A 21095-nucleotide genomic window follows, 5' to 3' on the forward strand; every position below is an offset into this window, starting at 1 on the left:
ACCGGTGGCGAGGGGGCAAGCCCCTTCGCCACCGGTGTGCGGTTCGGACACAAGTTGGGCGTCACTTCATGCCGAGCCTCTTGGCCATCCGCCCAAGATTCGCCCGATCCAGGCCCAGCTCACGCGCCGCACTCGCCCAGTTGTTGTGATGCCGCTCCAGGCACGCGCCGATCAACTGGCGCTGATAGTTTTCGGTGGCTTCGCGCAAATCCCCTGTGACCAGCGCCATGGCGGCGGGCGCCGTTTGCTCGACGGGTGCTTGCGCATTGGCATTGGGCAGGTCCAGGTCCGCCGCGCTCAAGCTGAGAATCTTTGGCCGTTCCTTGCAGTTACCCAAGGCTTTCAGGGCGCTGCGGCCGATCAGGTGTTCCAGCTCCCGCACATTGCCCGGCCAGTCGTAAGCCAGCAGGGCAGCCTGGGCATCAGTGCTCAGGCGCAAGCTGTTGAGGCCCATGCGCGAGCGGTTCTGTTCCAGAAAGTAGCCGCTGAGCAACAGCACATCCCGCCCGCGATCGCGCAGGGCCGGTACTAATAGTGGGTAAACGCTGAGGCGGTGATAGAAGTCGGCGCGGTAACGGCCGCTGCGCACTTCTTCGGCCAGGTCGCGGTTGGTCGCCGCGATCAGCCGCACGTCGACCTGATGCTCGGTATCCGAACCCAGTCGCTGCAATTGACCGCTTTGCAGGACCCGCAGCAGTTTTGCCTGCACGGTCAGCGACAGCTCGCCGACTTCATCGAGAAACAATGTGCCGCCATTGGCCAGTTCAAATTTGCCGCGCCGATCATTCATCGCCCCGGTAAAGGCGCCGCGCACGTGGCCAAACAGTTCGCTCTCCACCAGTGTGTCCGGCAGAGCGGCGCAATTGAGGCTGATGATCGGTTTGTCGGCCCGGGTCGAAGCGGCGTGAATGGCCTGGGCCACCAGTTCCTTGCCGACCCCGGTTTCTCCAGTGATCAGCACGGTCAGGTCGCTGCCGCCCACCAGGTTGATTTCTTCCACCAGGCGCTTGTGCGCCTTGCTCTGGCCGATCATTTCACGGCTCTGCTGACCGCTGGCCTGACGGTACACCTCGGCGCGCTGGTGTTCGTCCTCGACGCGATTGTTCAGGCGTTCGATGCGTTCGGCGGCATTGACCGTGGCGGCGGCGAGGCTGGCGAAGGCTTCCAGCGAATCGAGTTCGATCGGTTGAAACTGTTCCGGATCGAGGGCGTCGAGGGTTAGCAGCCCCCACGGACGTTCATCGATAAACAGTGGGCAGCCCATGCAGTCATGGACTTCCAGATGCTCATCCAGGCCCTCGACCAGGCCGTCATATGGGTCGGGCAGGTCGCTGTCGGCGGCGAAGCGGGTCGGCCCGGAACTGCTGAGCAAGGCTTCGAAGCGTGGGTGTTCACTGACCTTGAAGCGGCGGCCGAGGGTGTCGGTACTCAAGCCGTCGACGGCCAGCGGCACCAGCCATTCACCGTCGAGGCGCAGCAGGGCCGCCGCATCGCAAGGGAGCAGGGCGCGCATGGCTTCCAGCAAGCGCCGATAGCGCTCGCCTTCGGGCAGTTCGCGGGACAGGTCCGAGACCAGTGGCAGCAGGGCGGTTAGCAGGGATTTTGCAGTCATAGTGACTCCATGTAGTCAGTGTGACTATAAAGCATGCTGTGTCGATATGACTATCTTGTCTATAAGTTACTGATTTTTAACAATATAAATATTGGCATGGAAACTGATAAGTACAGGGCAAACGTTGAGAAAACCTCGTTGCCCTGGAGTCACTTTATGCTTAGCGCCCAAGACCGTGCCATCGTCAAATCCACTGTACCGTTGCTGGAAAGCGGCGGCGAAGCCTTGATCACCCACTTCTACCGCATGATGCTCTCCGAGTATCCGCAAGTGCGCCCACTGTTCAACCAGGCTCACCAGGCCAGCGGTGACCAGCCGCGCGCCCTGGCTAATGGCGTACTGATGTATGCGCGCCATATCGACCAACTCGACCAGTTGGGCGACCTGGTGGCCAAGATCATCAACAAGCACGTGGCCCTGCAAATTCTGCCGGAGCACTACCCGATTGTCGGCACCTGCCTGTTGCGCGCAATCGCCGAAGTCCTGGGCGAAGAAATCGCGACGCCGGAAGTGATCGCGGCTTGGGGCGCGGCTTACGGTCAACTCGCGGACATCCTGATCGGTGCCGAAACCAGCATCTACGATCAGAAGGAGCAGGCACCGGGCGGCTGGCGCGGGGCGCGGGAATTCATCGTGGCGGCCAAAGTCGAAGAAAGCGCTGAAATCACCTCGTTCTACTTCGAACCTGCAGATAAAGGCCCGATTTTGGCTGCAGAGCCAGGCCAGTACATCGGCATGAAACTGATCCTCGATGGCGAAGAGATTCGTCGTAACTATTCACTGTCGGCCCTGGCGAACAAAGGCCAGTACCGCATCAGCGTCAAGCGGGAAACCGGCGGTCGTGCCTCCAACCATCTGCACGATCAATTGCACGTCGGTTCGAGCATCCAGTTGTTCCCGCCATCGGGCGAATTCACCTTGACCGCCAGCGAAAAGCCGCTGGTGCTGATCAGTGGCGGCGTCGGCATCACCCCGACCCTGGCGATGCTCGAAGCGGCGCTGGAAACCGAACGGCCAGTGCACTTCATCCACTGTGCCCGCAATGGCAGCGTTCACGCCTTCCGCGACTGGATCGACGGTCTGGCCGAGCGTCACCCGCAACTCAAGCGCTTCTATTGCTACGACGAAGATGACGGCGTCAGCGCGGCGGCACACAAGGTCGGGTTGTTGAGCCAGGAGCAACTGGGCGAATGGCTGCCGGCAGAGCGCGATGTAGACGCTTACTTCCTGGGCCCTAAAGGCTTCATGGTGGCCATCAAACGGCACCTCAAGGCCTTGGGCGTGCCAGAGAAACAAAGCCGTTATGAGTTCTTCGGGCCGGCTGCGGCGCTGGAGTAAGTCACCGAACGCGACTCGGGAAATCGAGTCGCTTTCTTCGCGAGCAGGCTCGCTCCCACAGTGATCCAGGTGAGCACAAGATTTGTGTTCAACCGAAATCCATTGTGGGAGCGAGCCTGCTCGCGAATGCCGCTGCGCAGTCTTGAATTGAAATAACGCATAAAAGTTAATCCCTTCTTAACCCGCTTATCGTCTATTCCCCCGACATCCCCCGACACGCACCAGGCGTGTAGACTGGCGGGCAATCGATACCTTGAAGGGAAACGCGATGAGCGAGGAAACAATGCGGTTGGGCCGTGAGCGGCGCTTTCTGGTGTTGCTGGGCATTATCTGCCTGGCGTTGATCGGCGGCGCGCTGTACATGCAAATCGTACTGGGCGAGGCCCCTTGCCCGCTGTGCATCCTGCAACGTTATGCCTTGCTGTTGATCGCGCTGTTTGCCTTCATCGGCGCCGCGATGCGTACCCGTCGCAGCATCACGTTATTTGAAACCCTGGTGGTGATCTGCGCGCTGGCAGGCGTCGGGGTGGCCGGGCATCACGTCTACACGCAGTTTTATCCGGCGGTGAGTTGCGGCATCGATGTGCTGCAACCGATCGTGGACGGTTTGCCGCTGGCGAAGATCTTCCCGCTGGGTTTCCAGGTGGATGGCTTCTGCTCTACGCCATACCCGCCGATCCTCGGGTTGTCCCTGGCGCAATGGGCGCTGGTGGCCTTCGTGCTGGTCGTCGTACTGGTGCCGCTGCTCACGGTGCGAAACCGCAAAGCCCTGCGCTGAGGAACCTGAAAAAGCCCCGGTCCTCGATGAGAGGACCGGGGCTTTTTTTGTCTTGAGGAATGCGTTTCAGCGGCTCGGTGAAAAGAGCGTGATGTGTGGCAATGAAGGGTGTGACACGTGTGCGACATGTTGTCACATCAGGGGTGTCGCAGCGGCGCCCGGGACGGCGGATTGGTACGCCGTTACGCAAGGAAATTGGCCTGCTTTTCGGGGTGGCCATTTTGCCCGAATCCGGCTGGAGCAGGCAGTTTTAACAGGCTCTGGCAATTTGCCAGAGCCCTTGTCATATCGGGGTTTGGGGCAGGTCGGTGGCGCCTGGAGTTGCCCGGATACTGTCTGAATCGCGGGTGGTAGACCTACAATTTTTGGTGTTTTTGTTGAGAATTAATTTCGATAAAATGCGCCACTTTTACGAAAACCGGTCAGTATTGTTGCCGGTTTGGATAAAAATTATTTCGGGATGAGACATGGTTTATAAAACGCTACATATCTACAATCGCCCGCACTGAATTCCCGACTCCGCTCGCCCTGACTCAGGAGCATGAGCAGAAACCGGGTGTCGAGAGGCCGGGTGGCTTCATGCGACCCCCTGGTGTCGGTGCCTCCAATTATCCGCACCAAATGGAATTGGTCTGTAACAAGGCCTTTGACCACGAATTCGAATAAGAACTCAACGCTAGCCCAGGATTTGTCGAAACGCGTCTGACGCACGACGGGCCAGCCCTTATTCAATCCAAGAAAAATGCCAACCCTTGGCAGGGTGAAGTGTTGGCGATCAAAACCCAACTGCATTGCGCAAGCAGCTTTAGAGGTCGTGAGATGAGTAAAAACAGGTACCCCAGATTACTAGGCCTAGTGCCGCTGCTCGGCACGTTGTTGCTGGGAGGCTGCAACATGACCTTGCTCAATCCCACGGGCCAGGTTGGCCTGGAGCAGCGAAACCTGATCATCACCGCAACGCTGCTGATGCTGTTGGTCGTGGTCCCGGTCATCGTGATGACGTTCCTGTTCGCCTGGAAATATCGCGCGTCCAACACTAACGCCACTTACACGCCGAAATGGAACCACTCCACCAAGATCGAGATCACGGTGTGGACTGTTCCGATTCTGATCATCCTTGCCCTGGGTTACATCACCTACAAGACGACTCACGAGCTGGATCCATACCGTCCGATTCAATCCGACGTGAAGCCGGTGACCATCGAAGTGGTCGCGCTGGACTGGAAGTGGCTGTTCATCTACCCGGAACAAGGCATTGCCACGGTCAACAAGATCGTGTTCCCGGCGCACACGCCAGTTAACTTCCGGATCACCTCCGACGCTGTGATGAACTCGTTCTTCATCCCGGGCCTGGGCGGCCAGATCTACGCGATGGCGGGCATGCAGACCAAGCTGCACCTGATCGCCGACCGCAACGCTGAAATGGAAGGCATCTCGGCCAACTACAGCGGTGCCGGTTTCACCGGTATGAAATTCAAGGCAATCGCCACGACACAGGAAGATTTCGACGCCTGGGTCAGCGAAGTCAAGAAGGCACCTAAACAGCTTGAACAAGCTGAATACGCTGCCCTTTCCAAGCCAAGCCAGAACAACCCAGTCGAGCTCTACTCCTCGGTCACGCCGAACCTGTTCCAGACCATCGTCGACAAGTACGAAGGCATGAAACCAGGTCCGAAACTGAACCACGAGAAGAAAGAGAAAGAAGTCGCCGCTACGGACATGAACTCGCATTCAGCTGCCGGGGCAGAGGAGTAAACGATGTTTGGTAAATTAAGTTGGGAAGCGGTCCCGTTCCACGAGCCGATCGTGATGGTGACCATCGCCATGATCGCGCTGGGTGGTCTGGCACTGTTCGCTGCAATCACCTACTTCAAGAAGTGGACCTACCTGTGGACCGAGTGGCTGACGTCGGTCGACCACAAGAAAATCGGCGTGATGTACATCGTCGTCGCCATGGTCATGCTGCTGCGCGGCTTTGCCGACGCCATCATGATGCGTACCCAGCTGGCCATGGCCACCGAGGGTTCGCCTGGCTACCTGCCACCTGAACACTATGACCAGATCTTCACCGCTCACGGTGTGATCATGATCATCTTCATGGCGATGCCATTCTTCACCGGCCTGATGAACCTTGCAGTGCCGCTGCAGATCGGCGCGCGTGACGTTGCCTTCCCGTTCCTGAACTCCCTGAGCTTCTGGCTGCTGGTGTCCGGCGTTGTGCTGATCAACCTGTCCCTGGGCGTCGGCGAATTCGCCAAGACCGGTTGGGTTGCCTATCCGCCGCTGTCGGGCCTGCAATACAGCCCTGGCGTGGGGATGGATTACTACATCTGGGCGCTACAGCTATCGGGCCTGGGTACGACGCTGACGGGGGTCAACTTCCTGGCCACCGTGCTGAAAATGCGTACCCCTGGCATGAAGCTGATGGACATGCCGATCTTCACCTGGACCTGCACCTGGGCCAACGTCCTGATCGTGGCTTCGTTCCCGATCCTGACCGCTACCCTGGCACTGCTGACGCTTGACCGTTACATGGATTTCCACATTTTCACCAATGAACTTGGTGGCAATCCGATGATGTACGTCAACCTGTTCTGGGCCTGGGGTCACCCTGAGGTGTACATCCTGATCCTGCCGGCATTCGGCATTTTCTCGGAAGTCATCTCCGCCTTCACCGGCAAGAAACTGTTCGGCCACCACTCGATGATCTACGCCTCGGGCGCGATCTCGGTACTGGGCTTCATGGTTTGGCTGCACCACTTCTTCACCATGGGCTCCGGGGCCAGCGTCAACGCCTTCTTCGGTCTGGCGACGATGCTGATTTCCATCCCGACGGGTGTGAAACTGTTCAACTGGCTGTTCACCATTTACCAGGGCCGTCTGCGCTTCACCAGCCAGGTGCTGTGGACCCTGGGCTTCATGGTGACCTTCGCCATCGGCGGCATGACCGGTGTTCTGCTGGCCATCCCGGGTGCTGACTTCGTTCTGCACAACAGCCTGTTCGTGATCGCGCACTTCCACAACGTGATCATCGGCGGTGCGGTATTCGGTTACATCGCTGGTTTCGGCTTCTACTTCCCGAAAGCGTTCGGCTTCAAGCTGCACGAAGGTTGGGGCAAGGCAGCGTTCTGGTTCTGGATCAGCGGCTTCTTCGTCGCGTTCATGCCGCTCTACGCGCTGGGCTTCATGGGCATGACCCGTCGTCTGAACGCCACCACCAACCCTGAGTGGGTGCCGTACCTGTACGTCGCCATGTTCGGTGCGGTGATGATCGCGTTCGGTATCGCCTGCCAACTGATCCAGCTGTACGTCAGTGTGCGTGACCGCAACAAGCCAGAGAACAAGTGCGAGCACGGTGACCCGTGGAATGGCCACACTCTGGAATGGTCGACCTCGTCGCCACCTCCGTTCTACAACTTCGCTGTGCTGCCTAAGGCTGACTGCATCGACCCGTTCACCGAAGCCAAGGAAAACGGTACCGCGTACAAGGCTCCGGCCAAGTACGAACCGATCCACATGCCAAACAACACCGCCACCGGTGTGGTCATGGGCGCTCTGTTGACCGTGTTCGGCTTCGCCATGATCTGGCACATCTGGTGGCTGGCCATCGCCAGCTTCGCTGGCACCGTGATCTACTTCGCGATCCACGCGGCCCGTGATGATCAAGGCTATATGGTGCCGGTCGACGTGATCGAGCGCATCGAAGCCGAGCAGCACAAGCGTCTGGTAGCGGCAGGGAAAATCCCGGCCACCGCCACCCGTGTTGAAACCTCGTTGGAACAGGCTTAAACCATGTCGAATTTAGTGACCAATGTTGGACACGCCCATGGTGACCATGGGCACGATGACCACCACCACGACTCGGGCGAGATGACCGTATACGGTTTCTGGCTCTACCTGATGACTGACTGCATTCTGTTTGCGTCGATCTTCGCGGTGTACGCGGTTCTGGTTAATAACGTAGCGGGTGGCCCGTCGGGCCACGACATCTTCGAACTGCCTTACGTACTGGGCGAAACCGCTCTGCTGCTGTTCAGTTCGATCACCTACGGCTTCGCCATGCTGGCGTTCTTCCGTGGCAACAAGAAGCAGGTCCTGGGCTGGCTGGCCATGACCTTCCTGTTCGGTGCCGGCTTCATCGGCATGGAGATCAACGAGTTCCACATGCTGATCTCCGAGGGCTACGGCCCTAGCCGTTCGGGCTTCCTGTCCGGGTTCTTCACCCTGGTCGGCACCCACGGTCTGCACGTGACCAGCGGTCTGATCTGGATGGCGATCATGATGTACCAGGTCAACAAGCACGGCCTGACGGCGACCAACAAGACTCGCCTGAGCTGCCTGAGCCTGTTCTGGCACTTTCTGGACGTGGTGTGGATCTGCGTGTTCACGGTTGTTTATCTGATGGGGACTATGTAAATGGCTAACGCAGCTCATTCTCACAATGGTCACGACGACGCCGGTCACGGCAGCGTCAAGTCCTACGTCGTCGGCTTTATCCTGTCGGTGATCCTGACCGCGATTCCATTCGGCCTGGTGATGTACCCGTCGCTGCCGAAGTCGATCACCCTGTGGATCGTACTGGCGTTCGCGATCATCCAGGTGCTGGTGCACCTGGTGTACTTCCTGCACCTGGACCGTTCGGCCGCGCAGCGTAACAACGTGATTGCGTTTGTTTTCGCCGCGATCGTGATCGTCCTGCTGGTTGGCCTGTCGCTGTGGATCATGTTCAGCATCCACACGTTCATGATGGCGAAGTGAGGTAAGTCCGGATGTCCTTTAAGCACTTTATCCAAATCACCAAACCGGGGATCATTTTCGGTAACGTGCTTTCTGTGGCAGGCGGATTTTTCCTGGCCTCCAAAGGGCATGTCGATCTGGCCATTTTCCTGGCCGCCATGATCGGCACGTCCCTGGTGGTCGCCTCCGGTTGCGTGTTCAACAACTGCATCGACCGCGACATCGACCTGAAGATGGAACGCACCAAGAACCGGGTGCTGGTCCAGGGCCTGATCTCCCTGAAACTGGCCTTGGTCTACGCGACCGTCCTGGGCGTCGCCGGCGTTGCGCTGTTGTACAAGGTGGCCAACCCGTTGGCCGCGCTGTTCGCGGTGATCGGTTTCGTCATCTACGTCGGCTTCTACAGCCTGTACCTCAAGCGCAAGTCGGTTCACGGCACGCTCGTGGGCAGCCTGTCGGGCGCCATGCCGCCGGTGATCGGTTACGTCGCGGTGAGCAACACCTTCGACATGGCCGCGCTGACCCTGCTGGTGATGTTCAGCCTGTGGCAGATGCCGCATTCCTACGCCATCGCGATCTTCCGCTTCAACGATTACCTGGCCGCCTCCATCCCGGTGCTGCCTGTGAAGCGCGGAATCGAAGTGGCCAAGAAGCACATCCTGATCTACATCCTGGCCTTCCTCGTGGCGACCTTGATGTTGACCTTCAGCGGTTACGCCGGCATGAGCTACCTCGCCGTCGCCGCAGCCATGGGCATGTACTGGCTGTACATGGCCTGGACCGGCTACAAGGCAGTGGATGACACGGTCTGGGCACGCAAGCTGTTCGTGTTCTCGATCTTCACCATTACCGCGTTGAGCGTGATGATGTCCCTGGACTTCAAAGTGCCGACCGAGCTGTTGCTGACGTACGCGCCGTAAGGTTTAGATGCTGGATTGAAAAGCCCCGCCTTCGAGAGAAGAGCGGGGCTTTTTGTTGGGTGCTTTTCTGGTGTCGCTATTGCGAGCAGGCTCGCTTGGATGGGGCGATTTGGCAGGCGAAAAAACTTAAGGATTTACCTGAATTTTCCCACGGAGTTTTCAGGTTGAGGGTCGGAAGTCGTCTGTCTAGCCTCGGGATGCCGTTATTACAAGCATCCCAGAGGATCTACGATGGAACTGCCAGAGGTAATCACCCCCTGCGTTAATACGGATACTGCGTTGGGGCAGGCTTTGATTTCGATGTTCAAATCCGTCGAAGCGGAATTAGAGCTTGTGAAGGCAGGACCAGGAGCCGTCAAAATTATCCTGTTCGGTGGCTGCGCTGTTCACCTGTATACCCATCATCGCGTTTCCACCGACGTGGATGCCGAGATTTATGAGGCTCATGTTCCCGAAGGTTTGCACTTGCAAACCATGCTGGCAGAGATACCCGAGCAGTTTGTTGATGAGCGATCCGGTCGATTGATGGAACTGAACTAGGACCTTCAGTACAACACCAGTTTTGGCCCAATCCACGAAGACTATTGGGAGCGGAGCCTTCCGATTGCAGAGTTTACGGTCGAGTCCCCGCTCCACGTGCATATCGCCGCGCCTGTCGACATTGCCATCTCCAAGCTGGGCAGAGCGACCGATCAGGACATCGGTGATATCAAGGCACTTCTCAGGGCTGGTTTCATATTGACCCGCGAATTCCGCCGGCTGGCGTTACAGGCGATTGATGTACATGTTGGCAATAAGGAACCACCCATCTCCGTTCTTACGAATATTTTGCACGATTACCTGGAGAGCACTGATGACGAAGCCCCTTGACGGCCACGTCCTCACATCCGCTTTGGACACGCTGGTAAAAAGACCTTTGAATCAAGCTGACGACGCCGCGCTCGTGAGTGCCGCCAAGGCTGTCTGGTATTCCAACTCAGATCTGGAGGGCGAGTTAGTCGCTTTTTTGAGTTGTCACACTGACGAGGTTGAGGTTCGGCGTGCCGGGTATCTGCTAGAGCGATTCACTCGCTTTACGTGTGTATCCGATCTCCGCGTGTCAGAAACCCTCAATGCCCTCGAACTTGTTGCACATTGGACTTGCGGACAACCCGTGACCCCAAGAACCGTCACACCACTGCGTCGACGTCGTGATGAGCTCGCTGTCTCTTGGGGATTGAGTGAGGGTCTTGGCCTGAAAGCCCAAATCCTCATGCCTTTTCAAACCCGGCATTACGAAGCTGAGCAGCGCGCGATGTTTTCCTGAGCCCAGCTTGCATCAAAGCGGCTGCATCGCTCGTCCTGTAATGACGACGTTTAGCGGCTTAAAAGCCCCACATTCAAAAGAATCGCGGGGCTTTTTCATTTATGCGCGGTTGTTACACGGTGCATCGAGCACCTTCACCACGTCATCGATGATGGCCTTGCTCATGTCCTGCAAGAAGTGTGAGGCCCAGGCGTGGCGATCTGCTGGCCGGGGATCTCATTGCACAGCGAAACCCCTGTGGGAGCGGGCTTGCCCGCGATGGCGGTGGGTCTGGCGACATTGATGCTGAATGTGACGCCCTCTTCGCGGGCAAGCCCGCTCCCACAGGATCGAAGACAGTCAGTTATTTTTGCGGCTTGTCCAGCAACCGGAAAAACCGCTCCCGCACCTGCACGTGATCACTGTGCGCCACGTTGAATCTTAGAAACTGATTGGCATCCTGCGATTTGCTGAGCAAGGTTCCCGGTGCCAGTACCAGGTCGATTTCCAGACCCTTTCTGGCCAGGCACTCGGCTTTGAATCCTTCTGGCAATCGGGTCCAGATGTACAACCCTTCCCCTGGCAGCGATGACACCGAACACCCGGCTTCGCCCAGCCACGCCGCCACCCGGCTGTTCGACTCATAGAGCCGGTCCACCGTGCGGCGCATGTGTTTGGCGTAGCTGCCGTCGCTGAGCATGGTGCAGATAATCTGCTCGGCCATTTCCGAGGTCATGCCACCGCAGGCCATTTTCAACGTCACCATCCGCGCCGCCAGTTGCGGTGACAGCACGGCGAAGCTGACGCGGCTATTGGCGGTCAGGGTTTTGGAAAACCCGGAGACGTAAGAGACATTGTCCAGCCCGCTCGCGGCCAGGCGCGGCGTTCGACGTTGCTGCATGTCGCAGTACAAATCGTCTTCGAGGATGTGGAAGTTGTAGCGATGGCTCAGCTCCACCAAGCGGTAAACCTGCGCCGAGGTGAACGAATGCCCGGTCGGGTTGTGCAGGGCATTGTTGGTCATGTAGAGCACGGGACGATGGGTGATCAGCAGTTGCTCGAACGCGTCCAGGTCCATGCCGTCGCACTCGCGGCGGATGGTAATGACCTTGACGCCATGCCAGGCCAGATTGGTGTGCATCGTGAAGTAACACGGGTCATCGAGCAGCACCGTGTCGCCGGGTTTGACCAGCAGGCGCATCAGCATGTCGATGGCTTGTACGGTGTTGGCGGTGGTGATGATCTGCTGCACCGGCGCCTCGATGCCCAAGGTCGACATCTTGACCCGCAAGGCCTGGCGCAGAGGCAGGTAACCGCTGGCGTTGCCGTATTCGCCCATGCGCAAGGTGGTCGCGCGAAGCGTTCCGCGCACGGCTTTGAGCAATTCTTCGGCAGGCAACCACGAGGACGGCAGAAAACCGGCCCCTGGGCGCAGCGCACCATTGTCCAGCAGCACGGCGCGGCGGACGACGCTGAGGGTGTCTTGCGGGAGCAGGTCCGGCCCGGCGTTGGCTGGCAGCGTAGTGCTGGAGCGGTGCACGTAATGCCCCGAACCCTGGCGGGAAACCACCAGGCCCTTGGCCCGCAAGCGGTCCAGGGCGTCGACCACCGTGGACTTGCCCACGTGCATCAAGTCGGAGAGTTCGCGAATCGGCGGCAGCCTGGAGCCGTGGGGCAGGCCGCCCTGGCTGATCGCCACCGTGAGTTGATCGACGATCTGCTGGACCAGCGGCACACCTGGCTGGAACTCGATAGCGGCGATCACTGCTCGCTGAGCCTGCATTTTACTGGTCTCTCCGGCAGTAAAGTTCGTTTGATTCTATACGAACTTGCTCTGATCAAGACAGGCATCTCTTTTTACTATCACTTTGGAAAGTTTTCGGATTATCGACCTGTTGCCAGTCGTTCAGTCGCCAGGTTCATGAGGTGCCGCATGAGTTTAGAAACAACCGCCGTCGTGGCGAAACCGGTGATCAACCTGCGCTTGTTCACCATTCGAATCATCACGGCCGTGGCGTTGTTCGCGGTGTTGGGCAAGGCCAACGTCTGGCTCGATACCGCCACCAACAGCATTCTGGCCCTGGGGTATCGGGCCTTGTTGTTGCTGCTGCCGTTGACGTTGCTGGTCCTCGGTCGCCGTTCCCTGAGTGTCACGCTGCTGTGCGCTGCCGCCGGCCTGGTGCTGTTGGCCGTCACCCACAACCAGGGCGTTGTCATGTTTGCCGCGGCGCTGTTTGCCTACGGCATCGCGATTGCCGGTTACCTGATCAAGAGCGAAGCGGCACAGACCAAGGAAGGCGCGGCCTACAACCGCGTTGCCATGAACATGGGCAGCCTGGTGGCAGGTCTGATCCTGCTCTCGCCATTGCTGACCCCCTCCCTGTTTTTCCTCGGCGCGGCCGGTTTTGTCCTGCTGTGCCTGCCCATCGCCATGGGGGCGACCTTCACCTGCGATCCCGTGGTTGCCCGTCCCGCCGGCCAGGAAGGCAGCGGCTGGGGCAACAAACTGCCGTGGGTCATCGCCGGCGTCATCATGGGCATCAAGCTGTTTGGCGTGTTCTCGATCCTGCCGCAAGCGATCCTGCTCAAGACCGGCGAACTGCCGGCCTGGTACGGCCTGATGCTGATCCTCAACAGCGCCGTGGTGGTCTTCGCGCAAGTGCCGGTCATGAAACTGATCGAGCGCACCGGGCGCTTCAAGGTGCTGACAGTGATCGCCATCATCGTCGGCGGTTTTGCGGTGCTGTCTTCACCGGCGGCGTTCCACGTCGAAACCCTGGTCGGCGCGCTGGTCTGGGTGGCGCTGCTGTCCATCGCCGAGTGCGCGTTCAGTCACCTCGATTACTTCTCGGTCAAGCAGAACAACATGTTCGTCAAGGAAGTGTCCCTGGGCGTCGGCGCCGGGTTGACCGTGTTGATCATGCGGGTCATGCCGCCGCCCTATAACGCGCTGGTGCTGGCGGCCATCGGCGCTGGCGGGATTCTGGTCTGGTATTGGCTCAACCGTAAATCGATCGCGTCGCTGCACGACTGAGTCATCGCCGTTTCGGTTTTCATTTTGCAAGTCGGGGATTTTATGAATACGACTTCATGTGTAGTAGTGGTGGGGTACAACGGCAGCCGGGTTCACGATGTCCAGAAGCTGCGCGATTTGTGCAAGTCGCTGTACAACGCGCGGCTCATCCTGCTGGTCGAGCAGATCCAGCCCCAGGACGATCAGGTCGCTGATCATGTTTGCAGTACATCGCTGGCCGAGAAAGACGTTCCGGCCTCTCTCGAACTGGTGGTCGGTTGCCTTGATGCCGATCGCTGGAAGCTGATTGGGGTGCTGCCGTTTTCGGATCGCGGTGTGCTGCTCGGTGCGGCGCTGGCCAGCCATTTCGGCCTGCCCGGCATCACCCCGGCCGAGGCGCGGGCGGGGCTCGACAAACAGATTTTCCGTCAGCTCGAAGCGACGGCCACAGAGGCGCCCGAGGATTACCGGCCGATCCTTTCCACCCGGATCGAGAGCCTTGCGGAACTGCGCCAGCGCGTGATCGAAATGGGCGGCAAGGCGTTCATCAAGCCTGCCTGCGAAGGTGCCAGCCGCGGCTGCCGGGTCATTCGGCACCCGTCCGAGTGCGACGAGGCATGGCAGGCGCTCAAGCCCTATCGCGAGGGGGGCATCGTACTCGAAGAGTTGATCCAGAACGCCCGGGAATACAGCTGGGACTATGTCGCCGGAAGCACCTGGATCACCGAGAAAACCACCACCGATGGCGCCTACCGCGCCGAAATCCAGCAAGTGGTGCCCGCCCCTTTGGCAGAGGACGCACAGGCGCGGCTGATGGCCGCCGGCCGACACATGGCCGGGTTGGTATCGCAGGACAACGGGGCCTGGCACAACGAAGTGTTCCACAGGGCCAATCACCGCACCTCGGCGGTGGAAACCAACATGCGTCCCGGTGGCATGCACATCTGGGACCTGGCACGTAAGGCGTTCATCGACTTCGACCCGTGGGAGCGCTGGGTCCGCTGGGCCGTGGAAGGCCAGGTCGCCAACCACGATCCGGTGCCGCGCGGCTACTGCGGCATACGCCTGTTGCGAGCGAACACCGGCGGCATCCTGCGGGATGTACCGGACATCCCGTCGCTGGTCCGTTCGCTGAACATCGAGCTGGTGGAAGCGGTGCTGACCAAGCGCATCGGTGATTCGGTCAGTGCACTGGTGAAAGACAACTTTTCGTTCATCGGCCACATCGTGTTGTTCAACGAGCGATACGAGGACCTCAGCGTGGACCTGTTGCGTCTGGCCGAGGCCATTGAATCAAGTGTCGGGATCACCAGCCTGGCCGCACCGGCAAGGGCTGTGGGTTGAGTCGTGGATCAAGCCGCGGCGATCGATGATTTTTGCAGTATTGATCAAGAGGGAAAGGTAAATGAATGCACACATGACCTGTGATGAGCGCTTCATCGCTCTGGCACGGGAATTCGACTATGACATCTACGGCGAAAACACCGCAGGCGGGCATTACGCGCCGCTGATTCGTCATCACGATGAACTGTATATCAGCGGTCTGGTGCCGCGCATGAACGGCAAAATCCACTACCCGGGGCGGGTTGGACTGGAACTCGACATGGCGGACGCGCAGGCGGCCGCCAGCATCAGTGCAATGCGGGGGTTGGCGCTGATCGTGGATGCCATCGGTTCGCTGGACAAGATCAAGTCATTGATTCGGGTAACGGTGTATGTGAAGTCCACGGCCGATTTTGTCGACCTCAGTGAAGTCGCCAACGGTGCGTCGGATGTGTTCAGTCACGTACTGGGTGACGCCGGGAAACATACACGCACCACAGTCGGTGTTTATCAATTGCCAAAAAATGCGGCCATTGAAGTGGATATGATCGTGGCGTTGCGACCGTCGGCGTTATAAATGAAGTTGGCCGGCTTTACACTGTTGAAGGGTTGGCCTAAGGTCGGGTAATACAGTTCGGCAGAATAAGTTGGAAGCAGCTAATGAATAACGTTCAGGGTGCGTTTTTTTCATATAAGGACTTTCGTCAGAGTCTGGATCGGCAACCGATCAAACCTCGTGTGTGGAGATGTTCCGAACTTGGCGATATGCGCCAGACCCTCGAGGCTAGCGACGTCGATATAGTTGCGCTGGCCCACGATAATACGCTGGAAGGTTGCCAATTGACGCCCGGCATGGCGGTGTCCATGCAATGGCTGGTGCCCGGTTCAACACTCAATGGCCATGCCCATGCCTGGTGGCATCTGTTCATCATCCAGTCGGGCAGCGGTACGTTGTCACTGGGGGATGCAGACGAGGTAAACGTCGGCCCCGGGGATGTCTTGCTGGTGCCGGCCTGGACCTGCCACGGCTTCGTCAACACCAGCACCACCGAGCCTCTGGCCATGCTCAACCTCAGCAACATGCCGCAAATGGCATTGCTGTCCAATCACGCCGCCAACGTTGGCCTGATACCCCGCCCACTGTAATTTCTTCTCGGCTGCACACCAGGGAGTCCGCATACGCTGACTCCCTTTTTTGATTTTTACGCACCTCAAAAATGCCTTCGGACAATTGAAATGCTCTAATTTCTGTATCGATAAAAACAGATAATTTCTGTATCTGTTCAGCGCTTAATCAACTTACTACGATCGCTTCAAATGCAACGGATTAATGTGTTTGATGCAAGGGAGCGTTCTATGGAAAGTACGAAATTAAAGCTGTATCTGGGTGCGGACTATGTCAGTGCTTTTGCCATGTCGGCTTTTGTGGCTTTAAAGGAAAAGCAACTTTCTTTTGAGCTGGTTACGCTGGATTTGAAGGCGCGTGACAACTATCTGGAAAGTTACCGCGATCTTTCGCTGACTTGCAAAATCCCGGTGTTAGTTCACGAAGGTTTTGCGCTTTCGGAGTCTTCAGCCATTGCCGAGTATCTGGAAGAACTCGTTCCAGACTCAAAAAGAATTTACCCGCAAGACATCAAGCAACGCGCCCGTGCCCGTCAATTGCAGGCCTGGTTGCGCAGCGACCTGCTCGTGGTGCGCAGGGAGCGTCCGTTTGACCTGGTGTATTTCGGCAGGAAGGACACGCCGTTGTCCGACGAGGCCCGGGCCGCCGTCGACCGGTTGATCTTCGTGGCGGACCGCTTGCTGAAGGAGGGCGCCGAGCACCTGTTCGGCGACTGGAGCATTGCCGACACCGACCTGGCGATCATGCTCAACCGACTGGTTGCCAACGGCGATCCGGTCCCGGCGCGCCTCGCGGCTTATGTGCAGCGCCAATGGGACCGCGACAGCGTCCGGGCATGGATGGACTTAGAGCGCAAAGCGCCCGCCATCCAGTAACCACCGCCAGTACAGGAGCGCTGCCATGCAAGGACTGTCAGAGCACGAAAAATACAAACCCTATAACGCACGCACCATCCGCGACACGCCGTACTGGCACAAGCTGACACCCGCGTTGCAGGAGGCCATGACCGTGGTGGCCCGGGTCATGCCCTTTCGTACCAACGAATACGTATTGGGAACACTGATCGACTGGAACAACATTCCGGACGATCCGATTTTCCGCATGACCTTTCCCCACAAGGACATGCTGCTGCCAGACGAGTACCAATCGCTCAAGCAGTTGATCGAGCAGGACGACAGCGCCGCCATCAAGCGGCGGATCGAGGCGATCTGGCTACGCATGAACCCGCACCCGGCGGGGCAGCTGACGCACAACGGCGTCACCCTCGACGGAAAAGTCCTGCCGGGCATTCAGCACAAGTACCGCGAGACCGTGCTGTTTTTCCCCGGTGCCGGTCAGACCTGTCATGCGTACTGCACCTTCTGTTTCCGTTGGGCGCAGTTCATCGGCGAAGAAGAACTCAAGTTCAATGCGCGCGAATCCCAGGAACTGGTGAGTTACCTGCGGGTGCACACCGAGGTTACCGATGTGCTGATCACCGGCGGCGACCCGCTGATCATGAACAGCCGATCCCTGGCCGGGTACATCGAGCCGCTACTGGAATTGCCCCACCTGAAGAGCATCCGCATCGGCACCAAGTCGGTGGCGTATTGGCCGCAACGATTCGTCACTGACAAGGACGCGCCACAGCTGCTGGCGCTGTTCAAGCGGATCGTCGCGGCCGGGAAAAACCTGTCGATCATGGGGCACTACAACCACCCGGTGGAAATTCGCCAGGACATTGCCCGTCAGGCTGTCGAACGCATCCGCTCCACGGGCGCGACCCTGCGCATGCAGGCGCCGGTGATCCGCCACATCAACGAAAACCCTGCCGATTGGGCGGCGCTGTGGACCGAAGGCGTGCGGCTCGGGGCGGTGCCTTATTACATGTTCGTCGAGCGCGACACCGGCCCCAGCCATTACTTCGCGATGCCGCTGGCCCGGGCGTTCGAAATCTTCCAGGCCGCGTACCGCACGGTGTCGGGCCTTGCGCGCACGGTGCGCGGGCCGTCCATGAGCACCTTCTACGGCAAGGTGTTGATCAACGGCATCGAGACTGTCGCCGGGGAAAAAGTCTTTGTCCTGCAGTTCCTCCAGGCCCGCGATCCGCAATGGGTGCTGCGCACCTTTTACGCGCGCTTCGATCCGCAGGTGACCTGGTTCGATGACTTGCAACCGGCCTTTGGCGAGCGAAGGTTTTTCTTTCAGAACGAGCCTGAGCGGTTGCTTGAGTCAGCGCCCGAATTGATACCGGTCCTACTGCAAACGGCGTAGGACGAATCTTGAACACTGGGGAGACAAGGACATGAGCGGTATCCCGTTTGATCAACGCGAAGGATGGATCTGGCTCGACGGCGAGTTCGTCGAGTGGTCCCAGGCGCGCCTGCACGTACTCAGCCACGGCTTGCATTACGCCAGCACGGTGTATGAAGGGGAGCGCGTCTACAACGGCAAGATCTTCAAGCTGCGCGAACACAGCGAGCGTCTGTATCGGTCGGCGCAATGGATGGATTTTGCGATCCCGTTTGAACTGGTCGAACTGGAAGCGGCCAGCCACGAACTGCTGCAACGCAACAACGTCAGCGACGGTTACCTGCGACCGGTGGCCTGGCGCGGCAGCGAGATGATTTCCACCTCGGCGCGCTTCAATCGCGTGCATGTGGCCATCGCTTGCTGGCAATGGCCGAGCTATTTCGATCCGGCGGCGCGCATGGCCGGTATCCGGTTGAAGACCGCCACCTGGCGACGTCCACCGCCGAGCAGCAGTCCTTTCGAGGCCAAGGCGTCCGGGCATTACCAGATCGCCACACTGAGCAAGCACGACGCAGAAAACAACGGTTACCACGACGCCTTGATGCTCGACTGGCGCGGCCACGTCGCTGAAGCCACCAGTGCCAACGTGTTCTTCGTCAAAGGCCGGACGCTGTACACGCCGGTACCCGACTGCTTCCTCAACGGCATTACCCGGCAGACCGTGATCGAGCTGGCCACGGCCCTGGATTATCAGGTGGTCGAAGCGACGATTCTGCCGACGCAACTGGGCGACTTCGATGAGTGTTTTCTTACAGGCACCGCCGCCGAAATCACCCCCGTACAGAGCATCGATGAGCAGCACTATCGACCGGGTGATGCCTGTCGCCAATTCATTGCTGCCTACACCTCAACCGTAAACGCCTGATCAACCGCCAGGAATTTCACCATGCCAAATCAAGGGATTGTTGCGTCCAAACCTTACGTCTCACTCGATCATCGCCATGAAGAATTGTCGACCCGTGGCTGGACTGTCCTGACCCCCGGCGAATTCGCCCATGACGTGACAGGCACATTGCATGAGTTCGGTTCGATCATTCCGCAGTTCAACGGGCAAACGGCCTTTGCCATTACCCGCAAACCGGGCTACGAAGACTTGCCGTACTCCCAGAGCATGAACAGCATCGGCCCCCATACCGAAGCGCCGGTATACGGGCCGCCACCGCGTTACCTGGCCCTGCATTGTCACCATCAGGCGACTTGCGGTGGCGGGCATACCGGCTTGGTGGACGGTTACGAATTCCTGAAGTCCCTGGAGCGCACCGAGCCGGAACTGCGCGAGTGGCTGGACGACACGCCGGTGGAGTTTGTCGCGACTGCCAAACCCGGCGAACCCGCGCAAAGCCGGGTCAAGGAGTACATCCTGACGCCGACAGAGGACGGCGATATTTTCCGCTTCAGTTACAACCAGTTTCACTACGGCGACGTGAATCCTTCCAAGGAAGCCTTGCAGCAATCCCAGGTCGCCAACAGCCGCTCGCCACTGGCCAGGTTTGCCACGCTCGGCGAGGCGTATTTCGTCGAGCACAACATCCCGGTGCTGATTCCCGATGGCTGCATGCTGATTTGGGACAACTGGCGAATGATCCACGCCCGCAGTCGTTACACTGACCCGGCGCGCCACCTGACCCGCTATTGGCTGGCCTGATTTTTCCGTCGCCCTTCATTCTTTTGGCGTACCCCTGGTGGGTACGCGTCTTACAGGTATCGCGTCATGCAAACAGCAATCGAGATCGCCAAGGTCGATCATCAACTGATCGTGCGGCTCAATCAGGCCTGGACCCGGCGCGCCACCGTCTGCTCGCCGGACAAGTGGTCGGTCGATGAAGTGTTCGACCCGGCGCGCCCGGATTACCCCGAGCGCATGGTGCCGTTTTTCCATCACCCCAAATTCCAGTCTTTGAGCGAAACGCTCAAGAGCAGCGTGGTGACCTGGGGCTGGATCGGCTACAACCTGCGCACCGTCACCGCCGAAGAGCACGTCGTGAATCCGGCGCTGAGCGTCATTGCCAACCAGTACCTGGGCAAGGACGACTGGCATTTTCGCGAGGCGATGCAGCAAACCCTGATCGATGAGCACTACCACACGCTGATGCACCTGCGGGCCATCGAGCGCACCAAGGTCGACCGGGCACTGGATCAGGATCTGGACTTGCCGCCGTCCGTCACCTACCTGCGCCTGCTGGCCCTGCGTGAATCGTTGGCCGAACAATGGCAGAAGGATCTGGCGTCGATCACCTTTGCGGTGGTGGCCGAGATCAGCGTCAACGCCTATCTGGATCTTCTGGCGGACGACCAGACCATCCAGCCGCAAAACCGCCGCGTGGCCGAACAGCACAACCGCGATGAGTACGCCCACAGCAAGGTGCTGGCCGAAGTGGCCAAGGTGATGTACGCCAACATGCAGGCGCCTCAGCAGGCATTTTTCGCACGCACCTTGTCGCAGGCACTGAGTGCCTTTATCGCCCAGGACTACTCGATGTGGGAGGCGATTCTGACGCAGCTTGGGGTCGAAGACGCCGCGCTGATCATTGCCGACACCCGCGAGAGCAACAAGAACGCCACCATCATGCGCGACTACAGCGGCCTGCATCGTCTGGCGCAGGATCTGGGCATCAGCGAGCAGATCGATTTCGATTTTCGTCCGACCCTCAACACCACCGCAGCGGCCTGA

General features: G+C 58.9%; 21 protein-coding genes and 1 pseudogene. 19 read left to right on the top strand and 3 right to left on the bottom strand.

The features are described from left to right. Positions 1–61: 61 nt before the first annotated feature. Complete coding sequence (gene norR / locus AC1Q6D_RS21265) at positions 62–1612, bottom strand: nitric oxide reductase transcriptional regulator NorR (RefSeq protein WP_103405253.1); 1551 nt, start codon at positions 1610–1612, stop codon at positions 62–64. A 156-nt stretch (positions 1613–1768) separates the two neighbouring features. On the opposite strand from norR, the gene hmpA reads away from it, so the two are divergent. From hmpA to AC1Q6D_RS21315, 10 genes are all read left to right on the top strand, one after another. Next, complete coding sequence (hmpA, locus tag AC1Q6D_RS21270) at positions 1769–2950, top strand: NO-inducible flavohemoprotein (RefSeq protein ID WP_047537922.1); 1182 nt, start codon at positions 1769–1771, stop codon at positions 2948–2950. 268 nt (positions 2951–3218) lie between these two features. Beyond that, positions 3219–3728 carry a disulfide bond formation protein B gene (locus AC1Q6D_RS21275; RefSeq protein WP_103405254.1) on the top strand — a complete coding sequence of 170 codons (510 nt, stop codon included), beginning with the start codon at positions 3219–3221 and terminating at the stop codon, positions 3726–3728. An 819-nt stretch (positions 3729–4547) separates the two neighbouring features. Continuing rightward, a complete protein-coding gene (gene cyoA / locus AC1Q6D_RS21280) occupies positions 4548–5483 on the top strand; it encodes a ubiquinol oxidase subunit II (RefSeq protein WP_047537929.1) in 936 nt (311 codons plus the stop codon). A gap of 3 nt (positions 5484–5486) precedes the next feature. Then, the gene (cyoB, locus tag AC1Q6D_RS21285) at positions 5487–7517 is read left to right on the top strand and encodes a cytochrome o ubiquinol oxidase subunit I (RefSeq protein WP_103405255.1); all 2031 of its coding nucleotides are present in this window, start codon (positions 5487–5489) and stop codon (positions 7515–7517) included. Positions 7518–7520: 3 nt separating this feature from the next. Continuing rightward, complete coding sequence (locus tag AC1Q6D_RS21290) at positions 7521–8144, top strand: cytochrome o ubiquinol oxidase subunit III (protein WP_047537935.1); 624 nt, start codon at positions 7521–7523, stop codon at positions 8142–8144. Continuing rightward, a complete protein-coding gene (gene cyoD, locus AC1Q6D_RS21295) occupies positions 8145–8486 on the top strand; it encodes a cytochrome o ubiquinol oxidase subunit IV (RefSeq protein ID WP_103405256.1) in 342 nt (113 codons plus the stop codon). An 11-nt stretch (positions 8487–8497) separates the two neighbouring features. Then, positions 8498–9385, top strand: coding sequence for a heme o synthase (gene cyoE, locus AC1Q6D_RS21300; RefSeq protein WP_047537940.1), 888 nt, complete (start codon positions 8498–8500; stop codon positions 9383–9385). Between the two features lie 231 nt (positions 9386–9616). After that, positions 9617–9925: a hypothetical protein gene (locus tag AC1Q6D_RS21305; RefSeq protein ID WP_256590308.1), complete on the top strand. Its 309-nt coding sequence runs from the start codon at positions 9617–9619 to the stop codon at positions 9923–9925. Between the two features lie 30 nt (positions 9926–9955). Continuing rightward, positions 9956–10255 (top strand): hypothetical protein, encoded by a 300-nt coding sequence (locus AC1Q6D_RS21310; protein ID WP_371919926.1) that lies wholly within the window; start codon positions 9956–9958, stop codon positions 10253–10255. Next, on the top strand, positions 10239–10691 hold the full coding sequence (locus AC1Q6D_RS21315; RefSeq protein WP_103405257.1) for a hypothetical protein: 453 nt from the start codon (positions 10239–10241) through the stop codon (positions 10689–10691). Before AC1Q6D_RS21310 ends, AC1Q6D_RS21315 begins: the two co-directional genes overlap by 17 nt. A gap of 99 nt (positions 10692–10790) precedes the next feature. Here AC1Q6D_RS21315 and AC1Q6D_RS21320 read toward each other — a convergent pair. Both AC1Q6D_RS21320 and AC1Q6D_RS21325 read right to left on the bottom strand, forming a co-directional pair. Next, positions 10791–10901 (bottom strand): annotated as a pseudogene (locus tag AC1Q6D_RS21320) (DUF3077 domain-containing protein); the annotation flags it as partial. Between the two features lie 133 nt (positions 10902–11034). Then, complete coding sequence (locus tag AC1Q6D_RS21325; protein WP_103405258.1) at positions 11035–12453, bottom strand: aminotransferase-like domain-containing protein; 1419 nt, start codon at positions 12451–12453, stop codon at positions 11035–11037. 150 nt (positions 12454–12603) lie between these two features. Between AC1Q6D_RS21325 and AC1Q6D_RS21330 the strand changes: the two genes are divergently transcribed. The 9 genes from AC1Q6D_RS21330 to AC1Q6D_RS21370 all read left to right on the top strand — a co-directional run bounded on the left by AC1Q6D_RS21330 (position 12604) and on the right by AC1Q6D_RS21370 (position 21095). Next, positions 12604–13704, top strand: a complete 1101-nt coding sequence (locus tag AC1Q6D_RS21330; protein ID WP_103405259.1) for an MFS transporter — start codon at positions 12604–12606, stop codon at positions 13702–13704. A gap of 42 nt (positions 13705–13746) precedes the next feature. Next, positions 13747–15027, top strand: a complete 1281-nt coding sequence (locus tag AC1Q6D_RS21335) for an ATP-grasp domain-containing protein (RefSeq protein WP_103405260.1) — start codon at positions 13747–13749, stop codon at positions 15025–15027. A 61-nt stretch (positions 15028–15088) separates the two neighbouring features. After that, entirely contained in the window at positions 15089–15583 is a 495-nt protein-coding gene (locus AC1Q6D_RS21340) for a RidA family protein (protein ID WP_103405261.1), read from the top strand. 83 nt (positions 15584–15666) lie between these two features. Continuing rightward, on the top strand, positions 15667–16152 hold the full coding sequence (locus AC1Q6D_RS21345; RefSeq protein WP_103405262.1) for a cupin domain-containing protein: 486 nt from the start codon (positions 15667–15669) through the stop codon (positions 16150–16152). 210 nt (positions 16153–16362) lie between these two features. Continuing rightward, entirely contained in the window at positions 16363–17007 is a 645-nt protein-coding gene (gene yfcF / locus AC1Q6D_RS21350) for a glutathione transferase (protein WP_103405263.1), read from the top strand. Positions 17008–17032: 25 nt separating this feature from the next. Further along, complete coding sequence (locus AC1Q6D_RS21355) at positions 17033–18385, top strand: KamA family radical SAM protein (protein ID WP_103405264.1); 1353 nt, start codon at positions 17033–17035, stop codon at positions 18383–18385. A gap of 31 nt (positions 18386–18416) precedes the next feature. Further along, positions 18417–19289 (top strand): branched-chain amino acid aminotransferase, encoded by an 873-nt coding sequence (locus AC1Q6D_RS21360; RefSeq protein ID WP_103405265.1) that lies wholly within the window; start codon positions 18417–18419, stop codon positions 19287–19289. A 21-nt stretch (positions 19290–19310) separates the two neighbouring features. Beyond that, complete coding sequence (locus tag AC1Q6D_RS21365; RefSeq protein ID WP_103405266.1) at positions 19311–20069, top strand: TauD/TfdA family dioxygenase; 759 nt, start codon at positions 19311–19313, stop codon at positions 20067–20069. A 66-nt stretch (positions 20070–20135) separates the two neighbouring features. After that, positions 20136–21095 carry a diiron oxygenase gene (locus tag AC1Q6D_RS21370; protein ID WP_103405267.1) on the top strand — a complete coding sequence of 320 codons (960 nt, stop codon included), beginning with the start codon at positions 20136–20138 and terminating at the stop codon, positions 21093–21095.

This window comes from Pseudomonas sp. MT92 (genome assembly GCF_058792515.1).

Bases quoted from the DNA above. Each gene is read 5' to 3' on its own strand.
- norR (WP_103405253.1), bottom strand. From the start codon at position 1,612: ATGACTGCAAAATCCCTGCTAACCGCCCTGCTGCCACTGGTCTCGGAC.
- AC1Q6D_RS21305 (WP_256590308.1), top strand. From the start codon at position 9,617: ATGGAACTGCCAGAGGTAATCACCCCCTGCGTTAATACGGATACTGCG.
- cyoE (WP_047537940.1), top strand. From the start codon at position 8,498: ATGTCCTTTAAGCACTTTATCCAAATCACCAAACCGGGGATCATTTTC.
- cyoD (WP_103405256.1), top strand. From the start codon at position 8,145: ATGGCTAACGCAGCTCATTCTCACAATGGTCACGACGACGCCGGTCAC.
- cyoA (WP_047537929.1), top strand. From the start codon at position 4,548: ATGAGTAAAAACAGGTACCCCAGATTACTAGGCCTAGTGCCGCTGCTC.
- AC1Q6D_RS21325 (WP_103405258.1), bottom strand. From the start codon at position 12,453: ATGCAGGCTCAGCGAGCAGTGATCGCCGCTATCGAGTTCCAGCCAGGT.
- AC1Q6D_RS21275 (WP_103405254.1), top strand. From the start codon at position 3,219: ATGAGCGAGGAAACAATGCGGTTGGGCCGTGAGCGGCGCTTTCTGGTG.
- AC1Q6D_RS21365 (WP_103405266.1), top strand. From the start codon at position 19,311: ATGCCAAATCAAGGGATTGTTGCGTCCAAACCTTACGTCTCACTCGAT.
- yfcF (WP_103405263.1), top strand. From the start codon at position 16,363: ATGGAAAGTACGAAATTAAAGCTGTATCTGGGTGCGGACTATGTCAGT.
- AC1Q6D_RS21370 (WP_103405267.1), top strand. From the start codon at position 20,136: ATGCAAACAGCAATCGAGATCGCCAAGGTCGATCATCAACTGATCGTG.
- AC1Q6D_RS21290 (WP_047537935.1), top strand. From the start codon at position 7,521: ATGTCGAATTTAGTGACCAATGTTGGACACGCCCATGGTGACCATGGG.
- AC1Q6D_RS21340 (WP_103405261.1), top strand. From the start codon at position 15,089: ATGAATGCACACATGACCTGTGATGAGCGCTTCATCGCTCTGGCACGG.
- AC1Q6D_RS21330 (WP_103405259.1), top strand. From the start codon at position 12,604: ATGAGTTTAGAAACAACCGCCGTCGTGGCGAAACCGGTGATCAACCTG.
- AC1Q6D_RS21335 (WP_103405260.1), top strand. From the start codon at position 13,747: ATGAATACGACTTCATGTGTAGTAGTGGTGGGGTACAACGGCAGCCGG.
- hmpA (WP_047537922.1), top strand. From the start codon at position 1,769: ATGCTTAGCGCCCAAGACCGTGCCATCGTCAAATCCACTGTACCGTTG.
- AC1Q6D_RS21360 (WP_103405265.1), top strand. From the start codon at position 18,417: ATGAGCGGTATCCCGTTTGATCAACGCGAAGGATGGATCTGGCTCGAC.
- AC1Q6D_RS21315 (WP_103405257.1), top strand. From the start codon at position 10,239: ATGACGAAGCCCCTTGACGGCCACGTCCTCACATCCGCTTTGGACACG.
- AC1Q6D_RS21345 (WP_103405262.1), top strand. From the start codon at position 15,667: ATGAATAACGTTCAGGGTGCGTTTTTTTCATATAAGGACTTTCGTCAG.
- AC1Q6D_RS21355 (WP_103405264.1), top strand. From the start codon at position 17,033: ATGCAAGGACTGTCAGAGCACGAAAAATACAAACCCTATAACGCACGC.
- cyoB (WP_103405255.1), top strand. From the start codon at position 5,487: ATGTTTGGTAAATTAAGTTGGGAAGCGGTCCCGTTCCACGAGCCGATC.